Source organism: Microbacterium marinum, assembly GCF_014204835.1.
Lineage (GTDB): Bacteria > Actinomycetota > Actinomycetes > Actinomycetales > Microbacteriaceae > Microbacterium > Microbacterium marinum.
The window spans coordinates 550,716-573,136 of the sequence record NZ_JACHMD010000001.1 but is presented as its reverse complement, the minus strand read 5'-3'; the positions used below and the strand labels follow the sequence as shown (position 1 = coordinate 573,136).

The following is a 22,421-nucleotide window of genomic DNA, read 5'->3' as shown; positions in this document are numbered from 1 at the left end:
GAACTCGAAACACGACGCGAATCCGGGGGCAACCTCTCCGGCGTACCGTCACGGCATGAGCTCCACCGGCCCCACCCCGCACGTCGTGGTGGTGGGTGCCGGGATGGTCGCGCACCGGTTCGTCGAGAGCCTGCTCAGCCGCACGGGCGACGCGTGGCGGGTCACCGTGATCGGCGACGAGCAGCGGCATCCGTACGACCGAGTCGGCCTCACCTCGTACTTCGCCGGCGCGTCCGTCGACGACCTGGCTCTCGACGCCGGCCCGCTTGCCGACGAGCGGGTGACGTTCCTGCGCGGCACGCGGGTGACCCGCGTCGACATGGCGGAAGCGGCCGTGCTCACCGACCGCGGCGAGCGCATCGCGTACGACCGCCTCGTGCTTGCCACCGGCTCTTACGCGGCGCGCCTGGCCGTCGACGGGTATGACAACGACGGCTGCTTCGTGTACCGCACGCTCGACGACGTCGAGGCGCTCGAAGCCTTCGTGCACCGCCGCTCCGCCGAACTCGGCCGCCCGCTCGTGGGCACCGTCATCGGCGGCGGACTCCTCGGGCTCGAGGCAGCGGGCGCCCTGCAAGGGCTCGGCGTCGACTGCACCGTGGTGCAGTCCTCCGACCGGCTCATGTCCGCGCAGCTCGACCTGCCCGCCGGCGATGCGCTCCGTCGCCTCATCGAAGCCCGCGGCATCGGCGTCCGCACCTCGTCCCTCACGACTCGACTCGACGCCGATCGCTACGGAAACGTCGTCGGGCTCGAGTTCCGCGACGGGGACTGGGAGCGCACCGACGTGGTCGTCTTCACCGTCGGCGTCCGTCCCCGCGACGAACTGGCCCGCAGCGCCGGACTCGACGTCGACCCGCGGGGCGGTGTCGTCATCGACGAGGGATGCCGCACCTCCGACCCCCGCGTCCTCGCGATCGGCGAGGTCGCGAGCTTCGCCGGCCAGTGCGTCGGGCTGGTCGCTCCCGGGTACGCGATGGCGGAGGTCGCCGCAGCCCGTCTGCTCGGCCAGGACGCCGTCTTCGGCGGCTTCGACGTCTCGACGAAGCTGAAGCTCTCCGGCGTCGACGTCGCGAGCTTCGGCGACGCATTCGCCGAGACGCCGGGAGCCCTCGACGTCGTCTACGCTGACCCGGTGTCGGGGGTCTACAAGAAGCTCGTGCTCTCCGACGACGCGAAGACGCTGCTGGGCGGCATCCTCGTGGGCGATGCCTCGGCGTACGGATCGCTCCGTCCGCTCGTCGGCGGCGCGCTGGGCGGTGATCCCGTCGCCTACCTCCTGCCGCAGGACGGCGTCGCCGCTCCGACGGGGGATCTGCCCGACGAGGCCCTCGTGTGCTCGTGCAACAGCGTCACCGCCGGCGGCATCCGCTCCGCCGTGCACGACGAGGGCTGCACCGACGTGAAGGCGATCAAAGCCTGCACGAAGGCGGGAGCAGCCTGCGGGTCGTGCGTGGGCATGATCACGAAGCTCTTGGGGTCCGAGCTCGCGAAGACCGGCGCCGCCCTCAGCAACGCGCTGTGCGAGCACTTCGGGATGTCGCGGCGGCAGCTCTTCGACGCGGTCCGCGTGTCGGGACTGTCCACCTTCAGCGCGGTCATCGAGCGCTTCGGCACCGGGCGCGGCTGCGACATCTGCAAGCCGGTGCTCGCGAGCATCCTCTCGACGCTCACCGGGCGTCACGTGCTCGACGGCGAGAACGCCACCCTGCAGGACACCAACGACCACGTGATGGCGAACATGCAGAAGGACGGCAGCTACTCCGTCGTCCCCCGCATCCCCGGCGGTGAGATCACCCCCGAGGGGCTGCTCGTCATCGGTCAGGTCGCGCAGGACTTCGGGTTGTACACGAAGATCACCGGCGGTCAGCGCATCGACATGTTCGGCGCACGTCTCGAGCAGCTGCCCGAGATCTGGAAGCGGCTCGTCAACGCCGGCTTCGAATCCGGCCACGCGTACGGAAAGTCGCTGCGCACCGTGAAGTCCTGCGTCGGATCGACGTGGTGCCGCTACGGCGTGCAGGACTCGGTCGGCATGGCCGTGCAGCTCGAGCTGCGCTACCGGGGCCTCCGGTCGCCGCACAAGATCAAGCTCGGCGTCTCGGGCTGCGCCCGCGAGTGCGCCGAGGCCCGCGGCAAGGACGTCGGCGTCATCGCGACGGAGGCCGGCTGGAACATGTACGTGGGCGGCAACGGCGGATTCACGCCACGGCACGCGGTGCTGCTGGCGGAAGGACTCGACGACGAGGGGCTCCTGCAGGCGATCGACCGATTCCTCATGTACTACGTGTTCACCGCCGACCGGCTGCAGCGCACCGCCCCCTGGTTCGAAGACCTCGAGGGAGGCATCGACGAACTCCGTCGCGTGATCTTCGACGACTCCCTCGGGATCTGCTCGGACTTGGATGCCGCGATGGCACGCCATCTCGACAACTACGAGGACGAGTGGAAGGCGACCCTCGACGATCCCGAGAAGCTCCGACGGTTCGCCTCGTTCGTCAACGCGCCGACGACGCCCGACCCCTCCCTGGCGTACACGTCGGAGCGCGGCCAGGCCCGCCCCGCCACCGCCGAGGAGCGCGCGGACGCGCGCGTGCTCATCGCCGGCACCACGCTGGAGGTGCGCCGATGACGCTGCTCGCCCACGAGATGGATGCCGCGGTCGCCGAGGGATGGACGGCGATCTGCGCCCTCGCCGACCTGGAGCGGGAGCGCGGGCGCGCGGCGCTGCTCGGAGACGTCCAGGTCGCGCTGTTCCTCACCCACGCGGGCCGCGTGCACGCGGTCCAGAACCTCGACCCGTACAGCGGAGCCCACGTCATCTCGCGCGGAATCGTCGGCACGCAGCAGGACGTGCCGACCGTGGCATCCCCCATGTACAAGCAGGTCTTCGACCTGCGCACGGGCGTCTGCCTCGAGACGCAGGGCAAGGAGCCGCGCACCCTGAGGGTCTGGCCCGCCGCCGTCGCCGACGGGATCGTCTACCTGCGAAAGGGGCAGCCATGACCACGATGCTCGGACTCTCCCTCGCGGGTCGCTCGGTCGTCTTCATCGGCGGCGGGGCCGTCGCGACTCGACGAGTGGGCAGGTTCCTCGATGAGGGTGCGGTGGTGACCGTCGTCGCTCCACTGCTCGACGACCGGATGCGTGTGCTCGTCGACGAGCGGCAGGTCAGCTGGGTGCCCCGGACCGCGACGCCGGAAGACGTCGCCGGCGCGTGGCTCGTGCACGCCGCGACCGCCGTCCCCTCGGTGGATGCCGCCGTCGCGGCGTGGTGCGAACGGGCGCGGGTGTTCTGCGTCAACACCTCCGACGGTGCGCACGGCTCGGCTCGTCTGACCGCCGAGACCCGCGCGGGAGACGTGGTGGTCGCGGTCGCGTCCGACGCCGGAGTCGATCCCCGCCGCGCGGGACGCCTGCGCGACGCCATCGGCGCGGCGCTGCGCGAAGGGACCCTGCCGCTCCGACGGCGACGCAAGGCACTCGGCCGCGTTGATCTCGTCGGCGGCGGCCCCGGCCCCGCCGACCTGATGACGGTCCGCGGTCGGCGACTGCTCGCCGAGGCCGATGTGGTCGTCGCCGACCGTCTGGGCCCGACCGATGTGCTGGCCGACCTCGAGCCCGACGTCGAGGTGATCGATGTCGGCAAGCAGCCCGGGCACCACCCCGTGCCGCAGGAAGCGATCAACGCGCTGCTCGTCGCCCACGCCAAAGCCGGCAAGCGCGTGGTGCGGCTCAAGGGCGGCGACCCGTTCGTCTACGGTCGAGGCGGCGAGGAGGTCGCCGCCTGCCTGGCCGCCGGTGTGCCGGTCGACGTGGTTCCGGGGCTCACCAGTGCGGTGTCCGTCCCGCAGGCGGCGGGAATCCCCGTCACGCACCGCGGGGTGTCGGCGGGTGTCCACGTCGCGAACGGACAGGGCGAGCTCTCGTCGGCGACGCGCGCCGCCCTCGCCGACGACGCCACGACCGCGGTCTTCCTCATGGGCGTCGCCGCCCTCCCCCGTATCGTCGCCGCGGCACGCGACGCCGGTGCCCCTGCGGACCGCCCCGTCGCGATCGTCGAGCGCGGACACACCCCCACACAGCGCACGACCTGGACGACGCTCGTCGACGCGGAACGGGATGCCGCATCCGCCGGCGTCAGCAACCCCGCCGTCATCGTGGTCGGAGATGTCGCGGCATCCGGTCTTCTGCTCCCGGATGCCGCCGTGGTCACCGGATCGGGGGACCCGTCCCGGTGAACTCGGCCGTCCGTCCCGCCCTGTCCGCCGCGCTCGGCGGCTGCACGATCGTCATCGCCGTCGATCGTCGGTCAGCCGAGCTCGCGACGGCGCTGGAGCGGCACGGGGCGACGGTCCGGCACGCGCCCGCTCTGACGATCGTGTCGCACATCGACGACGAGTCCCTCGTGCAGGCGACGCGGCAGCTGATCGATGCGCCGCCGGACGTCGTCGTCGCGACGACGGGGGTGGGGTTCCGCGGGTGGATGGAGGCGGCCGACGAAGCCGGTCTGCAGACCGCGCTGCACGATGCCCTGTCGGGTGCGCAGATCGTCGCGCGAGGGCCGAAGGCGCGCGGCGCGATCCAGCAGGCGGGGTTGACCGCGGATTGGGTGGCCGAATCGGAGACGAGCGAGGAGCTCGGATCGTTCCTGCTCGCCGAGGGTGTCGCGGGGCGCCGGGTCGCGGTCCAGCACCACGGATCGGGTGCGGACGGCCTCGACGAGCTGTTCGCAGAGGCCGGAGCCGACGTCGTCAGCCTGACCGTCTATCGCTGGGGTCCGCCGCCCGACGCCGCCGCGGTCGCGCGGTCCGTCGCACAGACGGCGCAGGGCGAGGTGGACGCGGTCCTCTTCACGTCGGCGCCCGGAGCGGCCGAATGGCTGGCGACAGCACGGCGCGAAGGCGCGCTCGAGGCGATCGTCGAGCGCGCCGCGGATCGACGCCTGCTGCTGGCCGCGGTCGGGCCGATCACGGCCGGACCGCTCCTCGACGCGGGGGCGGACCCTCTCATCGCCGAGCGCGGACGCCTCGGATCGCTCGTCCGCGCGGTCGTCACCCACTTCGGCGGCGGCGCCGCGCCCTCGCTCGACACCGCCGCCGGACGCCTCGAGCTCCGCAGCACCGCCGCCGTGCTCGACGGACAGGTGCTCCCCCTTTCACGCGCGTCGCTCTCGCTCCTGCGGGCGCTGTTCGAGGCCGGCGGTGGGGTCGTCGCCCGTGCCGAGCTCGCTGCAGTCCTCCCGCGATCGGGCGGCGCGCCCTCCGACAGCGCCCATGCCGTCGATGTGGCGATCGCCCGCACGCGCGACGCGCTCGGCATCCCGACCCTCATCCGCACCGTCGTCAAGCGCGGGTACCGGCTCGACGTCGCCTTCCCGGAAGGCCCCGCATGACCCCTGTCCTCATCGCCTGCTCGCACGGGACCAGCTCGCCGGACGGCCGTGCCGCCATCTCCGCCACCGTCGAGAAGGTGCGCCTGCTGCTGCCACACGTCTCGGTCGAAGAGGCCTTCGTTGATGTGCAGCAGCCCGAGATCGACGACGTCGTCCGCGCCGTCTCCCCTCGACGTGCCGTCGTCGTGCCGCTGCTCCTGTCGACCGGGTTCCACACGAAGGTCGACATCGCCCGGGCGGTGACGGATGCCGGGGGCCGCGCGACGGCGACCGCGGCGCTCGGGCCGCACCCCCTCCTGGCCGAGCTGCTCGCGACCCGCCTCCACGAGGCCGGCCTGTCGGACGGCGATGCCGTCGTGCTCGCGGCCGCGGGATCGAGCGACCCCGCGGCATCCGTCGACGTCGCAGGCATGGCCGACCTGCTGCGGAAGCAGCTCGACGCGCCCGTCTCGGTCGCCTTCGCGGCGGGAGCCGGCATCCGCATCGGCGACGCCGTCGCGCAGGCGCGCGCGACCGGCGCCCGTCGCGTCGTCGCGGCCAGTTACGTCCTCGCGCCGGGCCACTTCGCCGACGTCATCTCCCGTGGCGGCGCCGACGTCGTCACCGCGCCGTTGGCTCCCGACGACGCGGTCGCCCGCATCGTCGCCGAGCGCTACCTCGCCGCCGTCGGCGTCGTCGCGCACGCCGCCTGAGCCGCCGCCTGAGCCGCCGCCGCGCGCGGCGAGCTGACCCGCGAAAGCGCCCCCTCGTGCCGAGCGCGCTGTGCGCTGCGCGGCATCCGATGGCGCGCTCGGCACGAACCGGCGTCCTCGGCGACAGGCGCGGCGCGCGCTCAGGCGAGCGCGGGGTGCAGGTGCGCGGACTCCAGCGCGACGACAGCCTGCCGCGCGCCCGCCGCGAGGCATCCGTCCACATCAGCACCCGCCAGATGCGCGGCGAGGAACCCGGCGAAGAAGGCGTCGCCCGCGCCGTTGGTGTCGACGAGGTCGACGGATGCCGCGGCCACGGCGTATCGCGTGCCGTCCGCGCCCAGCGCGATCGCGCCCGCGGCGCCGCGCGTGCAGACGGCCATGCGAGGGCCGCGGTCGACGCACGATCGCAGCAGCGCCCACGGGTCGTCGACCGCGTCGTCGTTCATGAAGACGACCTCGGCGGCCCGCAGGAACGGCTCGTGGAATGCCGAGGACCCGTCGTAGTCGTGGAGGTCGGTCCAGACCGGCCCGCCGACGCCACGCCGGATCAGTTCGGCCCCGAAGACGCTGAGATCGACGACCGCGACCTCGGCGGTCGCCAGGTCGGCGAGTGACGTGTCGACAGCGGACTCGTCGGCCGGCGATGGCGTGGCGACGTACAGCGACACCCGTCCGCCCTCAGCGGTCATCAGGTTCACGTGCTGCTCGGTGACCGCACTCACGTGCCGCACCACTTCGACGTCGGCGCGCCGCAGCGCCTCAGCGACCGCCACGCCCTCGGCATCCTCGCCGAGCAGGGCATGCAGTCGAACGGCGACACCGGCATCCGCCAGGTGCACCGCCTTTCCGGCCGACGTGCCTCCCACGGTGTGCACCGAGGCGGAGGCGAACTGCATGTGCGGGACGGGCTCGGGGAGGCGATCGAGCAGGATGAGGTGATTCCACGCGGCGGGCCCGCAGACGACGACAGTCATGCGCCCAGTCAAGCGCAGAGTCAGCCGGTCGGCTCGGCAATGTCGTCCGCGCGGCGGCCCCCAGCGCGGACGGCGCCGATCGACGCGGCGATCACGAGGACGATGCCCGCCATCTCCCAGACAGTGAGGTGCTGCCCCAGCAGGAGGAATCCGGCGAGCGCCGCTGTCGCGGGGGCGAGCGCCATGAGGATCGAGAACGCCGCCGCAGCGAGCCTGCGGAGCGCGATGAGTTCGAGGGCGTACGGGATCGTCGACGACAGCAGGGCGACCGCTGCGCCCAGCGCGACCAGGTCCAGCCGCAAGAGGGCCGCGCCCGCGTCCGCGATACCGAACGGCAGCGACAGCACGGCTGCGAAGGTCATCGCCAGCGCGAGCCCGTCCAGCCGAGGGAAGGCAGCGCCGACCCGCGCCGACGCCAGGATGTAGAACGCCCAGGTCACCGCAGCGCCCAGCGCGAAGAGCACACCCAGAAGGTCGAGGCGGTCCCACCCGCCGCCGCCGAGGGCGACGACGCCGCAGAAAGCCAGCCCGGCCCAAAGCCACGATGAACGACGCCGGCCCGCGATGATCGACAGCGCCAGCGGACCGAGCACCTCGATCGTCACGGTGATGCCCAGGGGCAGCCTCGCCAACGCCAGGTAGAAGAAGCCGTTCATGACGGCGAGGGCGGTGCCGAGCTGCACGACCGCGATCCAGCCCGCACGGCCGTGGCCGCCCAGCGCGGGGCGGGCGATGAGCAGGAGGATGACGGCCGAGAAGACGAGGCGGAGCATCACCATGCCGAGAGGACCCACCTGCGGGAACAGCAGCACGGCGAGGGAGGCTCCCACCTCCTGGCAGACGAGACCCGTGACGACGAGTCCGACGGCGGTGGCGGGTGGACCGCCGCGGGTCACGAGCAGACGGCCGTCTCGGAGATCGTGCCGGCGAGGCTCTCCGCCGTCCACGGCAGGCCCGACTCGGGGGCCGTGCGACCCTCCGCGGCGGGCGCCTTCGAGGCGACGGCGGCGAGCTGCCACGCCAGCGTGCGCACGAGCGCGGCGGAGGCGCGAGAGTTGTTGAGGACGACGACGACCGCGAGGCCGGTCTCGCGGTCGGCGAACGCCGCCGTGAGGTAGCCCGGGATCGAGCCGTACTGGCCGACGAGCGAGCCGGCCTGGAACGCGCCACCGTCGGCGGTGAACCACGACGGCTGCGAGCGGAGGGTCCGGGCATCCGCGAAGCGGCCCTCCGTGTCGTACGAACGCGCGCCGGCCGCCAGTGCGCGAGCGTAGGTCGCGAGGTCATCGACATCGGAGACGACGCCTGCCGCCGCGCCGCCGGCGGTGGGCGACAGAGCGGTGACGTCGGTGGGCGTCTTGCACCGCGTCTTGCCCTCCTTGCTCGTGCCCGAGCGGAACCCGTTCAAGACATCGCCCGTCGGCATGTTCAGGGGCGCCGAGCTCGCCGACATGCCGAGCGGTTCGAACACGAACTCCTGGTACAACGCGTTGAGCGACGATCCGGTCACCCGCTCGAGGACGACGCCGAGGAGGAGGTAGCCCGTGTCGGACTCGCCGTACCGCGTGCCGGGGTCGAAGGCGCGATCCTTCGCGAGGCCGTACGCGGCGAGTTCGCGCGCATTCCATACGCGTTCAGGATTCTTCAGCAGGCGCGGGAGGAGCACGTCGAGATAGGTGTCGATGCCGCTGGTGCCGTCGCAGAGCTGCTCGAGCGTGATGTCCTTCGCGTTGGGATACGTCTCGACCCACTCGACCACCGTGTCATCGAGATCCACGGTGCCACGCTCGACGAGTCCGTAGAGCACATCGCACGTCATCGCTCGCGAGACGCCCGGCGCCTTGAACGTCATGTCCGCGGCGACGGCCGCACCCTCGGGCTCGGTCACGCCGAGACCGGCGACCCACTGACCCGCCCACGGTGCGTACACACCGACGATGGCGCCCGGGGCTCCCGCCGCGGTCATCGCGGTCTCGGTCAGGGATTGCAGCTGCGCCTGCACGTCGTCCGAGAGGGCGCCGTCGGCCTGGTCGACGCCGAGGTCGATCACGGTCGACTCGGGGGCGCATCCCGCGAGACCGATGGCCAACCCGAACGCCGCGATCGCGGCGATCGCGCGCCTCATCCCACGTCGTTCCACGCGCCGGTCCCCCCGTTTCGAAGCCTGCATCGATTACAGCACACCGAGGGCAGGCCGCCCGCGAAGCCGGACCGCGGGCGTCAGCAGCGAGGCTCACGACCCATCAGTGCGGGCGCGGCCCGAGTCCCAACCGCGCACACGCGGCGTCGTAGAGGGCGACGATCTCGCGCCGGACTTCGGGCCGCCCGGTGATCGGCCCACCCGGCCACGGAACCCGGATCACTTCCTCTGCGCCCTCCGCGGTGATGACGTGCCACTGCCCGGCGTCACCGTCGAAAGTGACCATTTGCGAGGCGATGACGTCGCCGAACGGCCCGAAGGCCCGCCCGATGAGCACGTTGTCGTCGCGGTGATCGTCGTTCATGTGGCCGAGGACGGCGGCGCGGACCGAGTCGTCGAAGACGTGAGGCATGCGCCCACTGTATGTCGATATCAGACCTTCAGGTTAGCTGACCCTTACTGTACGCTCGGGGCCATGCCCGACACCGTATCGTTCTCCGCCGCCGTACGGGCCCGCTCCTCCGCCGCGCACTCCTCGAGCGAGGGCGCCGACTTCATGACCGACCTCATGCGCGGTCGCGGCTCCCGCGAGGATTACGTCGCCCTGGTCGTCCAGCACTGGTTCATCTACAAGGCCCTCGAAGCGGCTGCCGAGACGATGAAGGCCGACCCGGTGGCATCCGCCTTCGTCGATGACAAGCTCACCCGCCTGCCCGCGATCGAGGCCGATCTCGACTTCCTGATCGGCGACGGCTGGCGTGACCAGGTCGAACCCCTCCCGACGACCGCCCGATACGTCGCACGCATCGCGGAGGTCGGCGCGACCTGGCCGGGCGGCTTCGTCGCCCACCACTACACGCGCTACCTCGGCGACCTCTCGGGCGGACAGTTCATCGGCAAGATCATGGCGCGCCAGTTCGGCTTCGAGACCAACGGCATCGGGTTCTACATCTTCGACGAGATCGCCGACCCGGCGGCCTTCAAGGACGTCTACCGCGAGCAGCTCGACGCTGTGCCGTGGGATGCCGCAGAGCGGGAGCGCGTGATCGACGAGGTGCTGCTGGCCTACCGCTTCAACACCGAGCTGTTCGTCGACCTCGCCGCCGCGAAAGCCGCCGCTGCCGCGTGAGCGTCAGCCGACGCCACCGGATGCCGCCGCGCGAACGCCGGCCATGAAGCGTCGGACGTCGCGGTCGACGAGGATGTCCGCCGGCCGCAGCGGCCGCGACAGGTAGAGACCCTCGAGGCTCGTCAGACGGGACAGCGCGACGTACGTCTGACCCGGCGCGAACGCGCCGCTGCCGAGGTCGACGACGGCGCGGTCGTACGTCTTGCCCTGCGACTTGTGGATGGTCACGGCCCACGCGAGCCGCAGCGGGAACTGGGTGTACTCCGCGACGATCTCGCGCGTGAGCTTCCGCGTCCCCGGGTCGTAGGCGTAGCGGAACCTCTCCCATACGGCCGGCTCGACGTCGTGCTCCTCACCGTCGAGCTCGACCCGCACGCTCGACCCGGCGATCCGCGTCACCGTGCCGATGGAACCGTTCACCCACCGCGGGCCTTCACCGCCGAACCCGCCGATGTCGTTGCGGAGGAACATCACCTGCGCGCCGAGCTTGAGCTGCAGCTCCTGGTCGGCGGGATACGCGGCGTCGCCCCGGCCGAAGTCGCCGCTGATCTCGGCCCGCGCCGTCTGCACCGGCCCGGGGAGCGCGTCCAGGTGCCGCTGATTGATCCGGCTGACGATGTCGTTCCGCGTCGCGAGCGTGATGATCGGCACCTCCCCCTCGACCGGGGCGGGCGGCTTCCGCGATCCGGCCGCGTTGAGCGCGTCCGCGATGTCGGCGGTCACGATACCGTGCCGCACCGCGTTCAGCATCGCCTTGAACGCATCGTCCGACTGCCGATGGATGTCGCGCAGCTCCGCGATGTGCAGCGGAGCGCCGACGCGTCCGAGGTCGAGCAGTCCGTCCGAGCGGATCGCCCCGGCATCCGCTCGAGGCCCCGCCCACACCTGCGCGTCGAAGAACCAGAACGAGCGGTAGTGGTCCTGGATGTAGCGCAGCTCATCGCCGCGAGGCGGCACCGGCGAGAGCTGGTACGGATCGCCGAACATGACGACCTGCACGCCGCCGAAGGGCTCCGCCCGGCGGCGCCGGGCCTGCCGCAGCGACCGGTCGATCGCGTCCATCACGTCGGCGTTGACCATCGAGACCTCGTCAATCACGAGCGTGTCGATCGCGTTGAGGATCTTCCGCGTGGCATCCGACTGCTCCAGCTCGCTGTCGGCGATGAGGCCGATCGGCAGCTTGAAGAGCGAGTGGATCGTCTGGCCCTCGACGTTCAGCGCCGCGACACCCGTCGGCGCGCACACCGCGATCTGCTTCTCGGTGTTCCACGCCAGGTGCTGCAGCAGGGTCGACTTGCCGGTGCCCGCTCGGCCCGTGACGAACACGTGCTGATCCGTGTCTTCGATGAGACGGAAGAGGGCCTCCTGTTCGGGTGACAGGGGCGGCGTGCTCACCGGAACCATGCTAGCTATCAGCGGGCGTTTCCTAGACTGGGCGGGTGCAACCTATCGGGGGGAACGGTGAGGCGGATGCCGCCGACGCGCCGCTCGACGCGCCCGCCGTCACCCGCACCTCGACCGTCGCCGAGCGCCGTCACCGCCGCAAGCTCGCATTCGACCTGACGACACTGGCCGTCGTCGGGGCTCTCCTGGTCGGAGCCCTCGCGGCATCCGGTGCTGTCCTCTACCGCCAGCTGTACAGCCCGACCGCCTTCGTCCTCGACTACCTCCACCTCCTCGCCGACGGACGCGCCAGCGATGCGCTGCTCGTGCCGGGGGTGTCCATCACCACCGACGAGCTCGCGGCCGCCGACCTGCCCGGCGCCGCCAGCCACGCGCTGCTGCGGGGCGAGGCGCTCACGCCGCTGACCGAGATCGAGCCAGTCTCGGAAGAGGAGGGCGAGGACGGAACGACCGAGGTCACCGTGTCGTACCGTGTGGGCGGCCACGCCGGCGAGACCACCTTCGAGGTCGAGCGCGACGGCCGCGTCGGTGTCGCGCCGACCTGGCGCTTCGCCGAGAGCCCGCTCGCCGTCATCGAGCTCGCCGTGCGCGGATCGATGCAGTTCCTCGTGAACGGCTTCCCGATCGACAAGCGGCAGGTCTCGCCCGACGGTCTGGATGCCGACCCTCTCGAACCCGTGTCGCTCCTCGCGTTCTCGCCGGGGCTGTACTCCATCACCGTCGACACGGCCGCCACCGCGAGCCCCGGCGTCGCGGTGCTCGCCGATGCGCCGCTCACCGCGGTGCCGGTGTCGTTCCAGGCCGAGCCGACGAAGGAGTTCATCGAGGTCGTGCAGACCAAGGTCGACGCGTTCCTCGCCGATTGCGCGACCCAGAAGGTGCTGCAGCCCACGGGCTGCCCCTTCGGCTACTACGTGCGCAACCGCATCGTGGAACCGCCGACCTGGTCGATCACAGAGAACCCGACGGTCACGCTGGAACCCGACGGCGCTGACTGGACCATCACACGCACGCAGGCCGTCGCGAAGATCGACGTCCAGATCCAGTCGCTGTTCGACGGCACCCTCTTCGACGTCGACGAGGAGGTCCCGTTCTTCATCACGGGGAAGATCACGATCCTCCCCGACGGCACCGCCTCGATCGCCGTCTCCGCCTCCGACTAACCCGGGCCCGAGCGGCCGGCGCGGCGGGTCAGCGCGCGGCGCGCGCGTCGCGGTCGGCGAGCTTCTGCAGGCGCTCGTTGTACGCCTCGAGCTCGGCGTCCCCCGTGCGGTCCGCGTGACGGTCCACGCTGCGCTGCGTGCGCGCGTCGGAGCGACTCCACTGCACGGCGACGACGATCGCGAGGATGAGGGTGGGGATCTCGCCGATCGACCAGGCGATGCCGCCGCCGACGTACTGGTCGTCGAGTGGAGCCGCGCCCCACGTCCGACCCATCGACCCGAACCACTCCGCCACGAACAGCCCCGACGACATCATGATCGCGATGCCGAAGAAGGCGTGCATCGCCATCACGCCGATGAGCGTCAGGAGGCGACCGGCGTGCGGCAGTCGGTACGGCACCGGGTCGATGCCCACGAGCGAGAGGACGAACAGGTACCCGGTCGTCAGGAAGTGGACGACCATCCACTCGTGCCCGAGGTGCTCGTACAGGGTCCAGCGGAACAGGTCGGTGTAGTAGAACGCCCACAGCGAGCCGATGAACAGCCCGGCGGCCACGAGCGGATGCGTGATCACCTTCGCGTACGGGCTGTGCACCGCCCACAGGATCCACTCACGCCCGCCCCGGGTGCCGTCGTCGCGCTTGCGGATGGCGCGAGAGGCGAGCGTGACCGGCGCGCCGAACACGAGACACATCGGGATCGCCATCGACAGGAGCATGTGCCCGACCATGTGCACGCTGAACAGGTAGTCCTGATACGCGTTCACCGGACCGCAGGTGACCCACAGCAGCAGCAGCAGGCCGAACACCCACAGGACCGTTCGCCAGAGCGGCCACCGGTCGCCGCGGGCGGCCAGCCGGCGCACCCCTGCGAGGTAGAAGAACAGCCCGAAGCCGACCGCGAAGGCCCAGATCAGGTCGACGTCCCACATCGTGAACCAGCGGTCGAGCGTCAGCTCGGGCGGCAGCGTTGAGCCCGTCAAGACCTCGGCGGCCGTCTGCTGCGCGGGAAGCGCCGTGTCGACGGGGGGCGGCGTGACCGACAGCGCCACCGCCGCACCCGACGCGATGCCCATGAACACGACCTCGACGCCGACGAGCGTCCAGAAGCGCGCCGCCGACGCGGCATCCCGCATGCGGGAGATGAGGCGCCCCCGATAGAACGCCCCGAGCACACCCATCGCGAGCAGCGCGACGACCTTCACCAGGAGGAGCGCGCCGTACGGCGACAAGAGGTTCTCGGGCGAGACGACGCCGATGACGGCACGGGCGACACCCGACAGGGTGACCACGATGAACGCGGCCAGGGCGATGCTCGAATACCGCGAGAGCACGTCGGCGACCCGTTCGCTGCCGAGCAGCGGTCGCAGCAGCACCAGGAGGAGCAGGCCTCCGAGCCAGACCGCTGCGCCGATGATGTGCAGGGCGAGGGCGGTGACGGCGATGTTGTGGTTCGCCTCGGTGCCGACGTGACCCACGGATGCCATCGGCACGAGGGCCGCGATCGCGAGCACCGTGACGAGCAGGGTCGGCAACCACCCCCGGACCGCGAAGGTCAGGACGGTGAGGCCCGCCGCCGCGATGGTGACGGTGAGCCACGCGACGCCCGCCTCCGTGTCCACCAGGAACCGGCCCAGCTGTTCCCCGAACGCCGCGCTCGCGCTCGGCTGCGCGTTGAAGATGTTGAGGAAGGTCAGGAAGGCGGTCGAGCCGGCGGCGACGGTGAGGATCGCGGCGCCGGCGGACGCGGCATCCAACGCCGTGTCGAACTCGGGCGTGCCCGACCGGAGGGCGAACAGCGCGAGGACGAGCGAGCCCACCAGCAGCGCGGCCGACAGGTTGACGACCAGTTCGGCGATCGGCAGACCCCATCGCACGACCGGTCCAGGGTCGCCGATCGCGAGCTCCGCGGCACCGCCACCGTAGGCCAGGCCGATCAGCAGGGCGAGCAGAGCCGCGCCCCCGAGGATCGCCGGTCCGGCGTAGCGGAAGGCGCGCGAGTTCACTGCTCCAGCCTACGCGCGGCCGTATGGACGGATGCCCGGAGCGCCCGAGAATGCAGAAGGGGGATGCCGCGTGGCATCCCCCTTCGTACGACTGCAGCGTCTTACTTGACGGCAGCCTTCAGCTTCGAGCCGGCGCTGACCTTGACGCGCTTGCCGGCGGGGATCTTGATCTCCGCACCCGTCTGCGGGTTGCGGCCCGTGCGAGCGGCGGTCTCGACCTGCTCGAACGCGATCCAGCCCGGGATCGAGACCTTCTCGCCCTTGGCGACGGCCTCGGAGACGGACGAGAACAGGCCGTCGACGACGCGCGAGACGGTGGCCTGGCTCTCGCCGGTGGCGCTGGCGATGCTGGCGACGAGTTCGGTCTTGGTGATGGCCATGGTGCTCCTCCAGACGGCTGATCGCCGTCTTCAGTTACTCGGACCGACGGGGTGACCGTCGGCTGGTCGATGCGACCGGTCCCGAATATACCCACGAACCGCGTGTTTCCGCGGATTTTCGGTCATCAGCGCCGTAATCGACCGGCGTGTCGCGTGTCGGATGTGACTTTTGGGGCGAATGTGGCCGTTTCGGCCGGAATCCGCGGAATTCCGCGGAGGGGGTTGCTTTCGCGGCTCGTTCTCCGGATGGATCCGGAACGCACTCCTCACGCAGGTCCGACGGGCGCCATCCGCGCGGAGAACGCGCCGCGGACCGGGCGCGTCAGATCCGGCGGAGGGCGGCGACGACCTCGTCCTCCCACCGACGCGCGGCCGGGAGCGCGCCGACGAAGATCGGGGTGTCGTGGGTGACCCCGAGGTACCGGGTCGCACTCGCTTCGACACCCGCAGCTCGCAGCTTGGCGGCGTAGGCGGCGCCATCACGGCGGAGCGGGTCGTACTCGGCCGTCAGCACGACGGCCGGAGGCAGGTCGCGGTGGGATGCCGCGCGCATCGGCGACGCGTACGGGTGGCGCGCGAGAGCGCGGTCGCCCAGATAGGTGCGGGCGACGGAGCGCATCTCACGGATGGCGAGGAACGCGGGGATGCCAAGCGCCCACGTCGCGCGAAGGTCGATCCACCGCCCCGTCAGATCGGTCACGGGGACCTCGAGGATCTGAATCGCGATCGGCAGCCGGTCGCGGTCGCGGTTCATGAGGGTGACGGATGCCGCCAGGCACCCGCCTGCGGAGGTTCCGGTGATCCCGATCCTCGCCGCGTCGATCCCGAGCTCGTCGGCGTGGGCGTGGAGCCACAGCCAGGCGGCGTAGGCCTGCTCGACAGCGACCGGGTACCGGTGCTCCGGGGCGAGGGCGTAATCCACGGCCACGAGGACGACGCCGGAGCGTTCGGCGCGGCGACGGCAGGCGGCATCCGCCGTGGGGTAGTCGATGCCGCCGATGCGGAACGCCCCTCCGGCCAGGACGAGACAGGCGGGCGCGGGCGTCGCGGCGTCGGAGGGTCGGTAGACGCGCACCCGCACCGACGGGTGACCCGGCACATCGACGTGATGCTCGGTCGTCTCGACGTCGGGTCCGGGGAGGCCGACGGTGCGAAGTTCCGTCCGATCCCAGTTGAGGGCCGCGCGACGGTGCCGCTCGCGGGGAGTGAGCGGCACCCGTGCCTTTGTCGCTGGGCTCGCGGGCGCACTATCAGGGATGGGGATGCCGCGACGCGGCATCCGCCCGATGACGGCCTTCCACGCCTGCTCGAGGAGGTACCGGCGGTGGGTGCGCAGGCGATCGCGGAAGAACGGATCCAGCGGCACGGTGCTCCTTTCGACCGTTCGAGCGTAGCCCCGCCGAAACGACGAAGCCCCCGTCCGGAGACGGGGGCTTCGTGCGGAAGTGGTGCTTACCAGCTCGACTTGGTCACGCCGGGCAGCTCGCCACGGTGCGCCATCTCGCGGAAGCGGACACGCGAGATGCCGAACTTCGACAGGTGGCCGCGGGGGCGTCCGTCGATGGCGTCGCGGTTGCGCAGGCGGACCGGCGACGCGTTGCGGGGGAGCTTCTGCAGGCCGACGCGGGCGGCCTCGCGGGCCTCGTCGGTCGCGTTCGGGTCGACGAGGGTCTTCTTCAGCTCGGCACGCTTCTCGGCGTAGCGGGCGACGATGACCTCGCGCTGGTTGTTGCGCGCGATCTTGCTCTTCTTCGCCATGCGATCAGCGCTCCTCTCGGAATTCGACGTGCTTGCGGATCACCGGGTCGTACTTCTTGAGCACGATGCGGTCGGGGTTGTTGCGGCGGTTCTTGCGCGTCACGTAGGTGTACCCCGTGCCGGCGGTCGAGCGCAGCTTGATGATCGGACGGACGTCCTGAGCCTTCTTCGCCATTAGAGCTTCACACCCTTCGCGATGAGGTCCTTCACGACCGACTCGATGCCGCGGGCGTCGATGACCTTGATGCCTTTAGCCGAGACGTTCAGCGTGATCTTGCGACCAAGCGAAGGAACGTAGTAGGTCTTCTTCTGCACGTTCGGGTCGAAGCGGCGCTTCGTCCGGCGGTGCGAGTGCGAGATGTTGTGACCGAAGCCGGGAACAGCTCCTGTCACCTGGCACACTGCTGCCATAGTGATTCTCCCTCAAGCCTTCGAAAAGGCAGTTACCGTGACACCGGACGGTGCCACCCAAGATCCCTTGTCTGCACCCCGCTCCCGGACACGGCTGTTGGGCCGTCTTCTGAGGGTGGGATGCGAACTGCGTGCTGGAGTGCGCGCAGACAAAGAGTCAGTCTAGCACGGCCGGGCGTGTCGCCTTGACTCGGGATGCCGCCGGCTCACGCGGCATCCGGTCGTCGATTACGGCTGGCTCTCGGTTTCGACCGCGTCGAAGGTCGCTTCGGGGTCGCGGAGCATCCGGGCGGTGATCGCGGCGTGGGCCTGCACGTACGGACCGCCCTCCGCGAGCGCGCGCTCGACGACTGGGTCGGCGTACTCGCCGAGCGCCACAAGCGCTTCGCTCAAGCTGCGCCGGGTCTCGCGCTCACCGCGGGCGAACTGCGTTGCGAGGACGCGCGCGAGTTCGGCCTTCTCCGTCTCGGGCGCCGTGCGTACGGCCGTCCGCCATGCAACGCGCGCAACCGAGTCTTCGGGATCGGTGAGGAGTTCCGTGGTGATCGCGGCCCAAACCCGCGGCCCGCCGATCTTCGACAGGGTGTGGAGCGCCTGGCTCCGCACCTGCGCGCCGCGCGATCGGAGCTCGGGGAGGAGGAGATCGGTGACCAGCTCGTGATCGTGTCGGGTGAGCGCCCAGGTCAGCATCTCGCGCACGAGGAAGTCGGGTTCGAAGCGGCATTGCGCCACGAGCACGGGCACGTACGTGGGGTGCGGGTGCGTGCCCGCGGTCATCGCCGCCTGCACGCGCGCCGAGGAGTCCGGCGCGTCGAGCGCGGCGCGCAGTCGCCCCGCGGCATCCGTTTCGGTCATCTCGCACCTCCCCCTCTCCAGCACACCACATCACGGCACGGGTATGGGCCGCATCACCGCCTGCTCAGGTGGCAGAACACGCCGCAACCCGGCGCGCGAAGCGGCAAGACGTGCCACCTGAAGCGGGAAGCGACCAGCGTCGAGACACACGAACATGCCCAGGTGGCAGGACACGCCGCTACCCCGCGCGCAAAGCGGCAAGAAGTGCCACCTGAAGCGAGGACCTCAGGCCTCGCGCGCCCCGCGGCCCCAACGGAACGCCGAGACCGTTGGATCGCCGGGGATCCAGAATCGCCACGGGTAGGCAGCGGTTCCGGCGACGCCCGCCACACCAACGCGAGGACCGGACGCCACGTCCACCAGCGGGCGCGCGGGGAGGAACAGCCTCGCGGTCGCTCCGGCCAGGGCGGCTCCCGTGACGGCGTCGATCCCGTCGTGGATCGGATGCCGCAGCCCGACGGCGTCGCCGAGGCGGCCCGGCCCACGGGCGAGGTCACGCGCGACGCGCGCCGCGGCGCGACGGGCGAACGCGGCATCCACCCCTTCGACGACCTCCCCCGCGCGCAGCAGGATTCCGCCCGCCACGCCCTCGGGGCCGCAGACGACGTTGACGCACGAATGGATGCCGTGGCTCAGGTAGACGTACAAGTGGCCGGGCTCGCCCCACATGGTCGCGTTGCGCGCGGTCGGACCCATGCGGGCGTGGGAACCGGGATCGGGCCGGTCTCCGGTGCCTTGGCCGTGATACGCCTCGACCTCCGTGAGGCGAACGGCCACCGACGACTCGGCTGTCTCCACACGGAGGACGGCACCGAGCAGTCGCGGGGCGACCTCGACCGGCAGCCCGAGGAGCGCCTCCCGTGTCGCGGGGATCAACCCGTCGACGCCGCTCACTGGTTCGGCGCCTTCCGGCACCACGACAGGTCGAAGCCGGCGATGGCGACCACCTCTTCGCCGTCATCCAGCGAGATGATGCGCGTCTGCACCTCCTGGGGCAGCGGCAGAAGGTAGCCGTCGTATGTGTTCGAGACCGCATCGGGTGCCACCACGAGCGCGGCGTACCGGCCGCTCGGCGAGACGCACGCCTGCAGCAGCGCGTCCGTGGCGGCTACCTGGGCGAGCTCGGTGGCGTTGCCCTCACCGTCCACACGCGCGATGGCGGTGTCCAGCGCATCCAGGCCGTCCAAGGGGGTGAGTGCACGGAGGGTGTCGCCGCCGGGGAGGGCGAGCACCGTGCCGACCTGGCCGAGGGCGGTGTCGGTCGGAGCGAGCGCCTGCTCCTCGGCGGTGGCGAGGTCGACGACGGCCGGGCCGTCGACGCGTTCGACATAGGCCTGCGTCCCGGCGATGTCGTCGATGCCGATGGCGCTGCCGAGCGCCACGGAATCGGCACCGTCGGGGGCGATCAGGCTGAGCGCGCCGTCGAAGGTGAGCATCAGGATGCTGTCGGTGCCGGGCACGAACCGCCAGTCCTCGACCCGCGCATCGCGGCCGGAGCGTTCGACCGGCACCGGCGCGGCATCCGGATCGGCCGTCGAGCCCGTGAAGAGCAGGCTCTCCCGGCCGCCGTCGGCCGAGATGTCGGCGTCGGTGAACGTGTAGCCGATGGTGTTGCCGGCCTCGGCGCTCTGCAGGTTGGTGACCGTTCCGTCGCCGGGGAGCGCGAGTTCCTCGGGCGCCGAGCCGTCGAGGCGGGTCACGATCAGGTGCGAGACATCGTCGACGATCGTCGAGACGACCAGGCGGGCCGCGGTGGCACGGAAGTCCTCGATGTGCTCGTCGCGGAAGACCGGCACGGCGTCGCCGTCGAGCCCGACACGGTAGATGGTGTCGGGTTCACCGTCGGCACGCTGGAGGACGTATCCGTGCAGCGGAGGGGTGGTGAAGCTCTCCTCGATGACCGCCGCGGGCCCGCCGCCGATCCCGCGGACGTCGTCGATCCGCACGGTGTACTCGGTCTCGTCCCAAAGGGGCAGTGCGAAGCGGAGACCGACGCTCCGCCCCGACGTGTCGACCGTGAAGTCGGCCGCGGGCGTGACCGTCACCTGCGAGGCGTCGACCTCGGCGAGGGACTGCGTCGTCGTGAAGATGATGCGGGAGCCGGCCGATGCCACTGAGGCGGCGGGGTCGGACTCGACTGCGGTGACGCGCGGACCCTGCACCGTCGTCAGCACGCCGGTCACCACGGCGACCACCGCGAGCGCGCCCACGACGGCGAGTGCGCGGAGGACGAACGCGCGCCCGAGCCTCGCGCGGCGCCGGGCGTCTCGCTCACCGCCGCGCCGCGAGGCGCCCGCGTCAGAACTCATACGGGTCCTCGGGCTCGTCGATCACGTCGACGGATGCCGCGTCGACGCGGAGGCGACCGTCGACGTCTCGGATGGTCCCGGTCACCGTGACCCACTCCCCCTCGGAAGGGATCTCGGCGCCGGCGATGGGGACGCTGGCCGGTTGCGCGTCGATCACGCAGTGGGTGATGACCAGGCGGGTGAGGTCGAAGCCGGAGCCATTGCCTGCGGAGTCACCGGGTGCGACGAAGCCGGTCAGCGAGATCTCGGTGCCGTCGAAGGCCTGCGGGTCGGTTGCCGTCGCGAAGACACCGGCCCAGTCTCCGACGCCGAACGACGCGGTATCGCCCATGACGGCGAGGGCGACGGAGTCGGCACCCTGGAACAGCGGCGGCGACCCGGTGTCGCGCTGCATCGCGAGCTCGGCGGACAGCGTGGCCGGGGGCACCACCAGCATGGCTCCCGCGACGCCGACGGCGAGGACGCCGCCGGTGACGGTCGCGGCGGCGGCGGCGAGCTGGCCGGGGCGCGCGGGAGCGGGCGTGTCCGCGTGGTCGTGCCCGTGATCACCGCCGTGGTCGTGCCCGTGATCGTGCCCGTGATCGGCCGCGTCGCCCAACCGGAGGGTGAAGCTGAGGACCGTTCCGACGAGCGCGAGCACCGACATCGAGACCGCGAACCATGCCGAATCGGGATTGATGTAGAGACCGAGCCGGCCGGTCACGGCGAGCGCGACGGTCACCGCGGCGATCGACGCGGCGAGGCCGACGCCCAGCATCCGGAACCAGAGGGTGTCACGCAAGGAGGTTCACCACCCCTCCGATCGAGGCGGCGAAGAGGATCACCGTGACGACGAGCACCGCGAGCACGCGGGTGCGGAACGTGGTGCGCAGGAGCGCCAGCATCTTCACGTCGACGAGCGGCCCGACGAGCAGGAACGCGACGATCGCACCGGGCGTGAAGGTCGACGCGAACGACAGCGCGAAGAACGCGTCGACGTTCGAGCAGATCGCGACGACCATGGCCAGCAGGATCATCGCGGCGATGGACAGCGCGGGGTTGGATCCGATGGCGAGCAGCACGTCGCGGGGGATCACGACCTGCACGAGCCCGGCGATCGCGGAGCCGATGATCAGCGCCGGCATGACCGCGCGCAGCTCGACGACGAATTGCGCGAGGCTGCGGCGCCAGCGGTGGCCTGTCGCCTCCTGCTCGATGAGGCAGGCGTCGCGGAACCGGTCGGTCAGCAGCGAATCGGGGTCGGGATGCCGGCTGTACAGCCATCCGATCACGTTGGCGATCAGGTAGCCGCCGAGCAGGCGGGCGATGAGGACGCCGTCGTCGAAGCCGAACGCCTGGTGGGTGGTGATGATGACGATCGGGTTCACGATCGGTGCGGCGATGAGGAAGGTCAGCGTCTCGGCCACCCCGAACCCGCGCATCATGAGGCCGCGCGCGAACGGGACGTTGCCGCACTCGCAGACCGGGATCAGCATGCCGAGGAGGGACAGCACCGCGCGGCGGCCCCACGGGTTCCGCGGCATCCAGCGTTCGATCACGCCCGGGGGCACCCAGACCTGCACGACGATCGACAGGACGACACCGAGCACGACGAAGGGCAGCGACTCGATGAGCACGCTGAGCGAGAGCGTCAGCCCGTCCTGCGCACGGGTGGGCAGCTCGGGGGTCGGGCTCCACAGGGCGAGACCGATCAGCACCGCGACGACCACGATGCCCGCGCCGAGCACGATCGCGCTCCGCGCCCCCGGTGTCGAGGGCGGGCGGGATGCCGCCGTGGCGACAGGCCGTGACGTGCGGTCCGTCACG

23 protein-coding genes are annotated in these 22,421 nt (G+C 71.2%); 7 read left to right on the top strand and 16 right to left on the bottom strand.

Annotated features, from left to right (window positions below; genetic code table 11):
- Positions 1-55: 55 nt before the first annotated feature.
- The 5 genes from nirB to BKA24_RS02820 are packed head-to-tail and all read left to right on the top strand — an operon-like array spanning position 56 to position 6,087.
- Positions 56-2,632 (top strand): nitrite reductase large subunit NirB, encoded by a 2,577-nt coding sequence (gene nirB, locus BKA24_RS02840; protein ID WP_184214859.1) that lies wholly within the window; start codon positions 56-58, stop codon positions 2,630-2,632.
- A complete protein-coding gene (nirD, locus tag BKA24_RS02835) occupies positions 2,629-3,006 on the top strand; it encodes a nitrite reductase small subunit NirD (RefSeq protein ID WP_184214857.1) in 378 nt (125 codons plus the stop codon). Before nirB ends, nirD begins: the two co-directional genes overlap by 4 nt.
- Positions 3,003-4,241, top strand: coding sequence for a uroporphyrinogen-III C-methyltransferase (gene cobA / locus BKA24_RS02830; protein WP_184214855.1), 1,239 nt, complete (start codon positions 3,003-3,005; stop codon positions 4,239-4,241). Before nirD ends, cobA begins: the two co-directional genes overlap by 4 nt.
- Positions 4,238-5,395, top strand: a complete 1,158-nt coding sequence (locus BKA24_RS02825) for a uroporphyrinogen-III synthase (protein ID WP_184214853.1) — start codon at positions 4,238-4,240, stop codon at positions 5,393-5,395. The genes cobA and BKA24_RS02825 overlap by 4 nt, the downstream gene beginning before the upstream one ends.
- On the top strand, positions 5,392-6,087 hold the full coding sequence (locus tag BKA24_RS02820; RefSeq protein ID WP_184214850.1) for a sirohydrochlorin chelatase: 696 nt from the start codon (positions 5,392-5,394) through the stop codon (positions 6,085-6,087). Before BKA24_RS02825 ends, BKA24_RS02820 begins: the two co-directional genes overlap by 4 nt.
- A gap of 140 nt (positions 6,088-6,227) precedes the next feature.
- Here BKA24_RS02820 and BKA24_RS02815 read toward each other — a convergent pair whose 3' ends face one another.
- The 4 genes from BKA24_RS02815 to BKA24_RS02800 all read right to left on the bottom strand — a co-directional run bounded on the left by BKA24_RS02815 (position 6,228) and on the right by BKA24_RS02800 (position 9,613).
- Positions 6,228-7,061 (bottom strand): carbohydrate kinase family protein, encoded by an 834-nt coding sequence (locus tag BKA24_RS02815; RefSeq protein ID WP_184214848.1) that lies wholly within the window; start codon positions 7,059-7,061, stop codon positions 6,228-6,230.
- A 20-nt stretch (positions 7,062-7,081) separates the two neighbouring features.
- The gene (locus BKA24_RS02810; RefSeq protein ID WP_184214846.1) at positions 7,082-7,957 is read right to left on the bottom strand and encodes an EamA family transporter; all 876 of its coding nucleotides are present in this window, start codon (positions 7,955-7,957) and stop codon (positions 7,082-7,084) included.
- Complete coding sequence (locus BKA24_RS02805) at positions 7,954-9,186, bottom strand: serine hydrolase domain-containing protein (protein WP_184214844.1); 1,233 nt, start codon at positions 9,184-9,186, stop codon at positions 7,954-7,956. Before BKA24_RS02805 ends, BKA24_RS02810 begins: the two co-directional genes overlap by 4 nt.
- A gap of 118 nt (positions 9,187-9,304) precedes the next feature.
- Positions 9,305-9,613, bottom strand: a complete 309-nt coding sequence (locus BKA24_RS02800) for a DUF2470 domain-containing protein (RefSeq protein WP_184214842.1) — start codon at positions 9,611-9,613, stop codon at positions 9,305-9,307.
- Positions 9,614-9,676: 63 nt separating this feature from the next.
- On the opposite strand from BKA24_RS02800, the gene BKA24_RS02795 reads away from it, so the two are divergent.
- Complete coding sequence (locus BKA24_RS02795) at positions 9,677-10,330, top strand: biliverdin-producing heme oxygenase (RefSeq protein WP_184214840.1); 654 nt, start codon at positions 9,677-9,679, stop codon at positions 10,328-10,330.
- 3 nt (positions 10,331-10,333) lie between these two features.
- Here the strand turns inward: BKA24_RS02795 and BKA24_RS02790 are convergent, their stop codons facing one another.
- Entirely contained in the window at positions 10,334-11,734 is a 1,401-nt protein-coding gene (locus tag BKA24_RS02790) for an ATP-dependent DNA helicase (protein ID WP_184214837.1), read from the bottom strand.
- 35 nt (positions 11,735-11,769) lie between these two features.
- Here BKA24_RS02790 and BKA24_RS02785 point away from each other — a divergent pair, with 35 nt between their 5' ends.
- On the top strand, positions 11,770-12,897 hold the full coding sequence (locus BKA24_RS02785) for a hypothetical protein (RefSeq protein WP_184214835.1): 1,128 nt from the start codon (positions 11,770-11,772) through the stop codon (positions 12,895-12,897).
- A gap of 28 nt (positions 12,898-12,925) precedes the next feature.
- Here BKA24_RS02785 and BKA24_RS02780 read toward each other — a convergent pair whose 3' ends face one another.
- The 11 genes from BKA24_RS02780 to BKA24_RS02730 form a co-directional block, all read right to left on the bottom strand.
- Positions 12,926-14,902 (bottom strand): cytochrome c oxidase assembly protein, encoded by a 1,977-nt coding sequence (locus BKA24_RS02780; protein WP_184214833.1) that lies wholly within the window; start codon positions 14,900-14,902, stop codon positions 12,926-12,928.
- 101 nt (positions 14,903-15,003) lie between these two features.
- On the bottom strand, positions 15,004-15,282 hold the full coding sequence (locus BKA24_RS02775) for an HU family DNA-binding protein (protein ID WP_184214831.1): 279 nt from the start codon (positions 15,280-15,282) through the stop codon (positions 15,004-15,006).
- Positions 15,283-15,604: 322 nt separating this feature from the next.
- Entirely contained in the window at positions 15,605-16,648 is a 1,044-nt protein-coding gene (locus BKA24_RS02770; protein WP_184214829.1) for an alpha/beta hydrolase fold domain-containing protein, read from the bottom strand.
- Between the two features lie 86 nt (positions 16,649-16,734).
- A complete protein-coding gene (gene rpsN / locus BKA24_RS02765) occupies positions 16,735-17,040 on the bottom strand; it encodes a 30S ribosomal protein S14 (protein ID WP_018187657.1) in 306 nt (101 codons plus the stop codon).
- Positions 17,041-17,044: 4 nt separating this feature from the next.
- Entirely contained in the window at positions 17,045-17,215 is a 171-nt protein-coding gene (gene rpmG / locus BKA24_RS02760; RefSeq protein WP_005051772.1) for a 50S ribosomal protein L33, read from the bottom strand.
- Positions 17,215-17,451, bottom strand: a complete 237-nt coding sequence (rpmB, locus tag BKA24_RS02755; protein ID WP_005051771.1) for a 50S ribosomal protein L28 — start codon at positions 17,449-17,451, stop codon at positions 17,215-17,217. Before rpmB ends, rpmG begins: the two co-directional genes overlap by 1 nt.
- A gap of 228 nt (positions 17,452-17,679) precedes the next feature.
- The gene (locus BKA24_RS02750; protein ID WP_184214827.1) at positions 17,680-18,306 is read right to left on the bottom strand and encodes a HEAT repeat domain-containing protein; all 627 of its coding nucleotides are present in this window, start codon (positions 18,304-18,306) and stop codon (positions 17,680-17,682) included.
- 225 nt (positions 18,307-18,531) lie between these two features.
- A complete protein-coding gene (locus BKA24_RS02745; RefSeq protein ID WP_184214825.1) occupies positions 18,532-19,200 on the bottom strand; it encodes a DNA-3-methyladenine glycosylase in 669 nt (222 codons plus the stop codon).
- Complete coding sequence (locus BKA24_RS02740) at positions 19,197-20,615, bottom strand: hypothetical protein (protein WP_184214823.1); 1,419 nt, start codon at positions 20,613-20,615, stop codon at positions 19,197-19,199. The genes BKA24_RS02745 and BKA24_RS02740 overlap by 4 nt, the downstream gene beginning before the upstream one ends.
- Entirely contained in the window at positions 20,605-21,396 is a 792-nt protein-coding gene (locus BKA24_RS02735) for a TIGR03943 family putative permease subunit (protein WP_246366990.1), read from the bottom strand. Before BKA24_RS02735 ends, BKA24_RS02740 begins: the two co-directional genes overlap by 11 nt.
- Positions 21,389-22,420, bottom strand: a complete 1,032-nt coding sequence (locus BKA24_RS02730; RefSeq protein WP_184214821.1) for a permease — start codon at positions 22,418-22,420, stop codon at positions 21,389-21,391. Before BKA24_RS02730 ends, BKA24_RS02735 begins: the two co-directional genes overlap by 8 nt.
- Between the last annotated feature and the right edge of the window lies 1 nt (position 22,421).

What these genes read in the sequence shown, in the direction of transcription:
- nirB (WP_184214859.1), top strand. Translation starts at nt 56, where the DNA reads ATGAGCTCCACCGGCCCCACCCCGCACGTCGTGGTGGTGGGTGCCGGG.
- nirD (WP_184214857.1), top strand. Translation starts at nt 2,629, where the DNA reads ATGACGCTGCTCGCCCACGAGATGGATGCCGCGGTCGCCGAGGGATGG.
- cobA (WP_184214855.1), top strand. Translation starts at nt 3,003, where the DNA reads ATGACCACGATGCTCGGACTCTCCCTCGCGGGTCGCTCGGTCGTCTTC.
- BKA24_RS02820 (WP_184214850.1), top strand. Translation starts at nt 5,392, where the DNA reads ATGACCCCTGTCCTCATCGCCTGCTCGCACGGGACCAGCTCGCCGGAC.
- BKA24_RS02815 (WP_184214848.1), bottom strand. Translation starts at nt 7,061, where the DNA reads ATGACTGTCGTCGTCTGCGGGCCCGCCGCGTGGAATCACCTCATCCTG.
- BKA24_RS02805 (WP_184214844.1), bottom strand. Translation starts at nt 9,186, where the DNA reads ATGAGGCGCGCGATCGCCGCGATCGCGGCGTTCGGGTTGGCCATCGGT.
- BKA24_RS02800 (WP_184214842.1), bottom strand. Translation starts at nt 9,613, where the DNA reads ATGCCTCACGTCTTCGACGACTCGGTCCGCGCCGCCGTCCTCGGCCAC.
- BKA24_RS02795 (WP_184214840.1), top strand. Translation starts at nt 9,677, where the DNA reads ATGCCCGACACCGTATCGTTCTCCGCCGCCGTACGGGCCCGCTCCTCC.
- BKA24_RS02790 (WP_184214837.1), bottom strand. Translation starts at nt 11,734, where the DNA reads ATGGTTCCGGTGAGCACGCCGCCCCTGTCACCCGAACAGGAGGCCCTC.
- BKA24_RS02775 (WP_184214831.1), bottom strand. Translation starts at nt 15,282, where the DNA reads ATGGCCATCACCAAGACCGAACTCGTCGCCAGCATCGCCAGCGCCACC.
- rpsN (WP_018187657.1), bottom strand. Translation starts at nt 17,040, where the DNA reads ATGGCGAAGAAGAGCAAGATCGCGCGCAACAACCAGCGCGAGGTCATC.
- rpmG (WP_005051772.1), bottom strand. Translation starts at nt 17,215, where the DNA reads ATGGCGAAGAAGGCTCAGGACGTCCGTCCGATCATCAAGCTGCGCTCG.
- rpmB (WP_005051771.1), bottom strand. Translation starts at nt 17,451, where the DNA reads ATGGCAGCAGTGTGCCAGGTGACAGGAGCTGTTCCCGGCTTCGGTCAC.
- BKA24_RS02750 (WP_184214827.1), bottom strand. Translation starts at nt 18,306, where the DNA reads ATGACCGAAACGGATGCCGCGGGGCGACTGCGCGCCGCGCTCGACGCG.
- BKA24_RS02740 (WP_184214823.1), bottom strand. Translation starts at nt 20,615, where the DNA reads ATGAGTTCTGACGCGGGCGCCTCGCGGCGCGGCGGTGAGCGAGACGCC.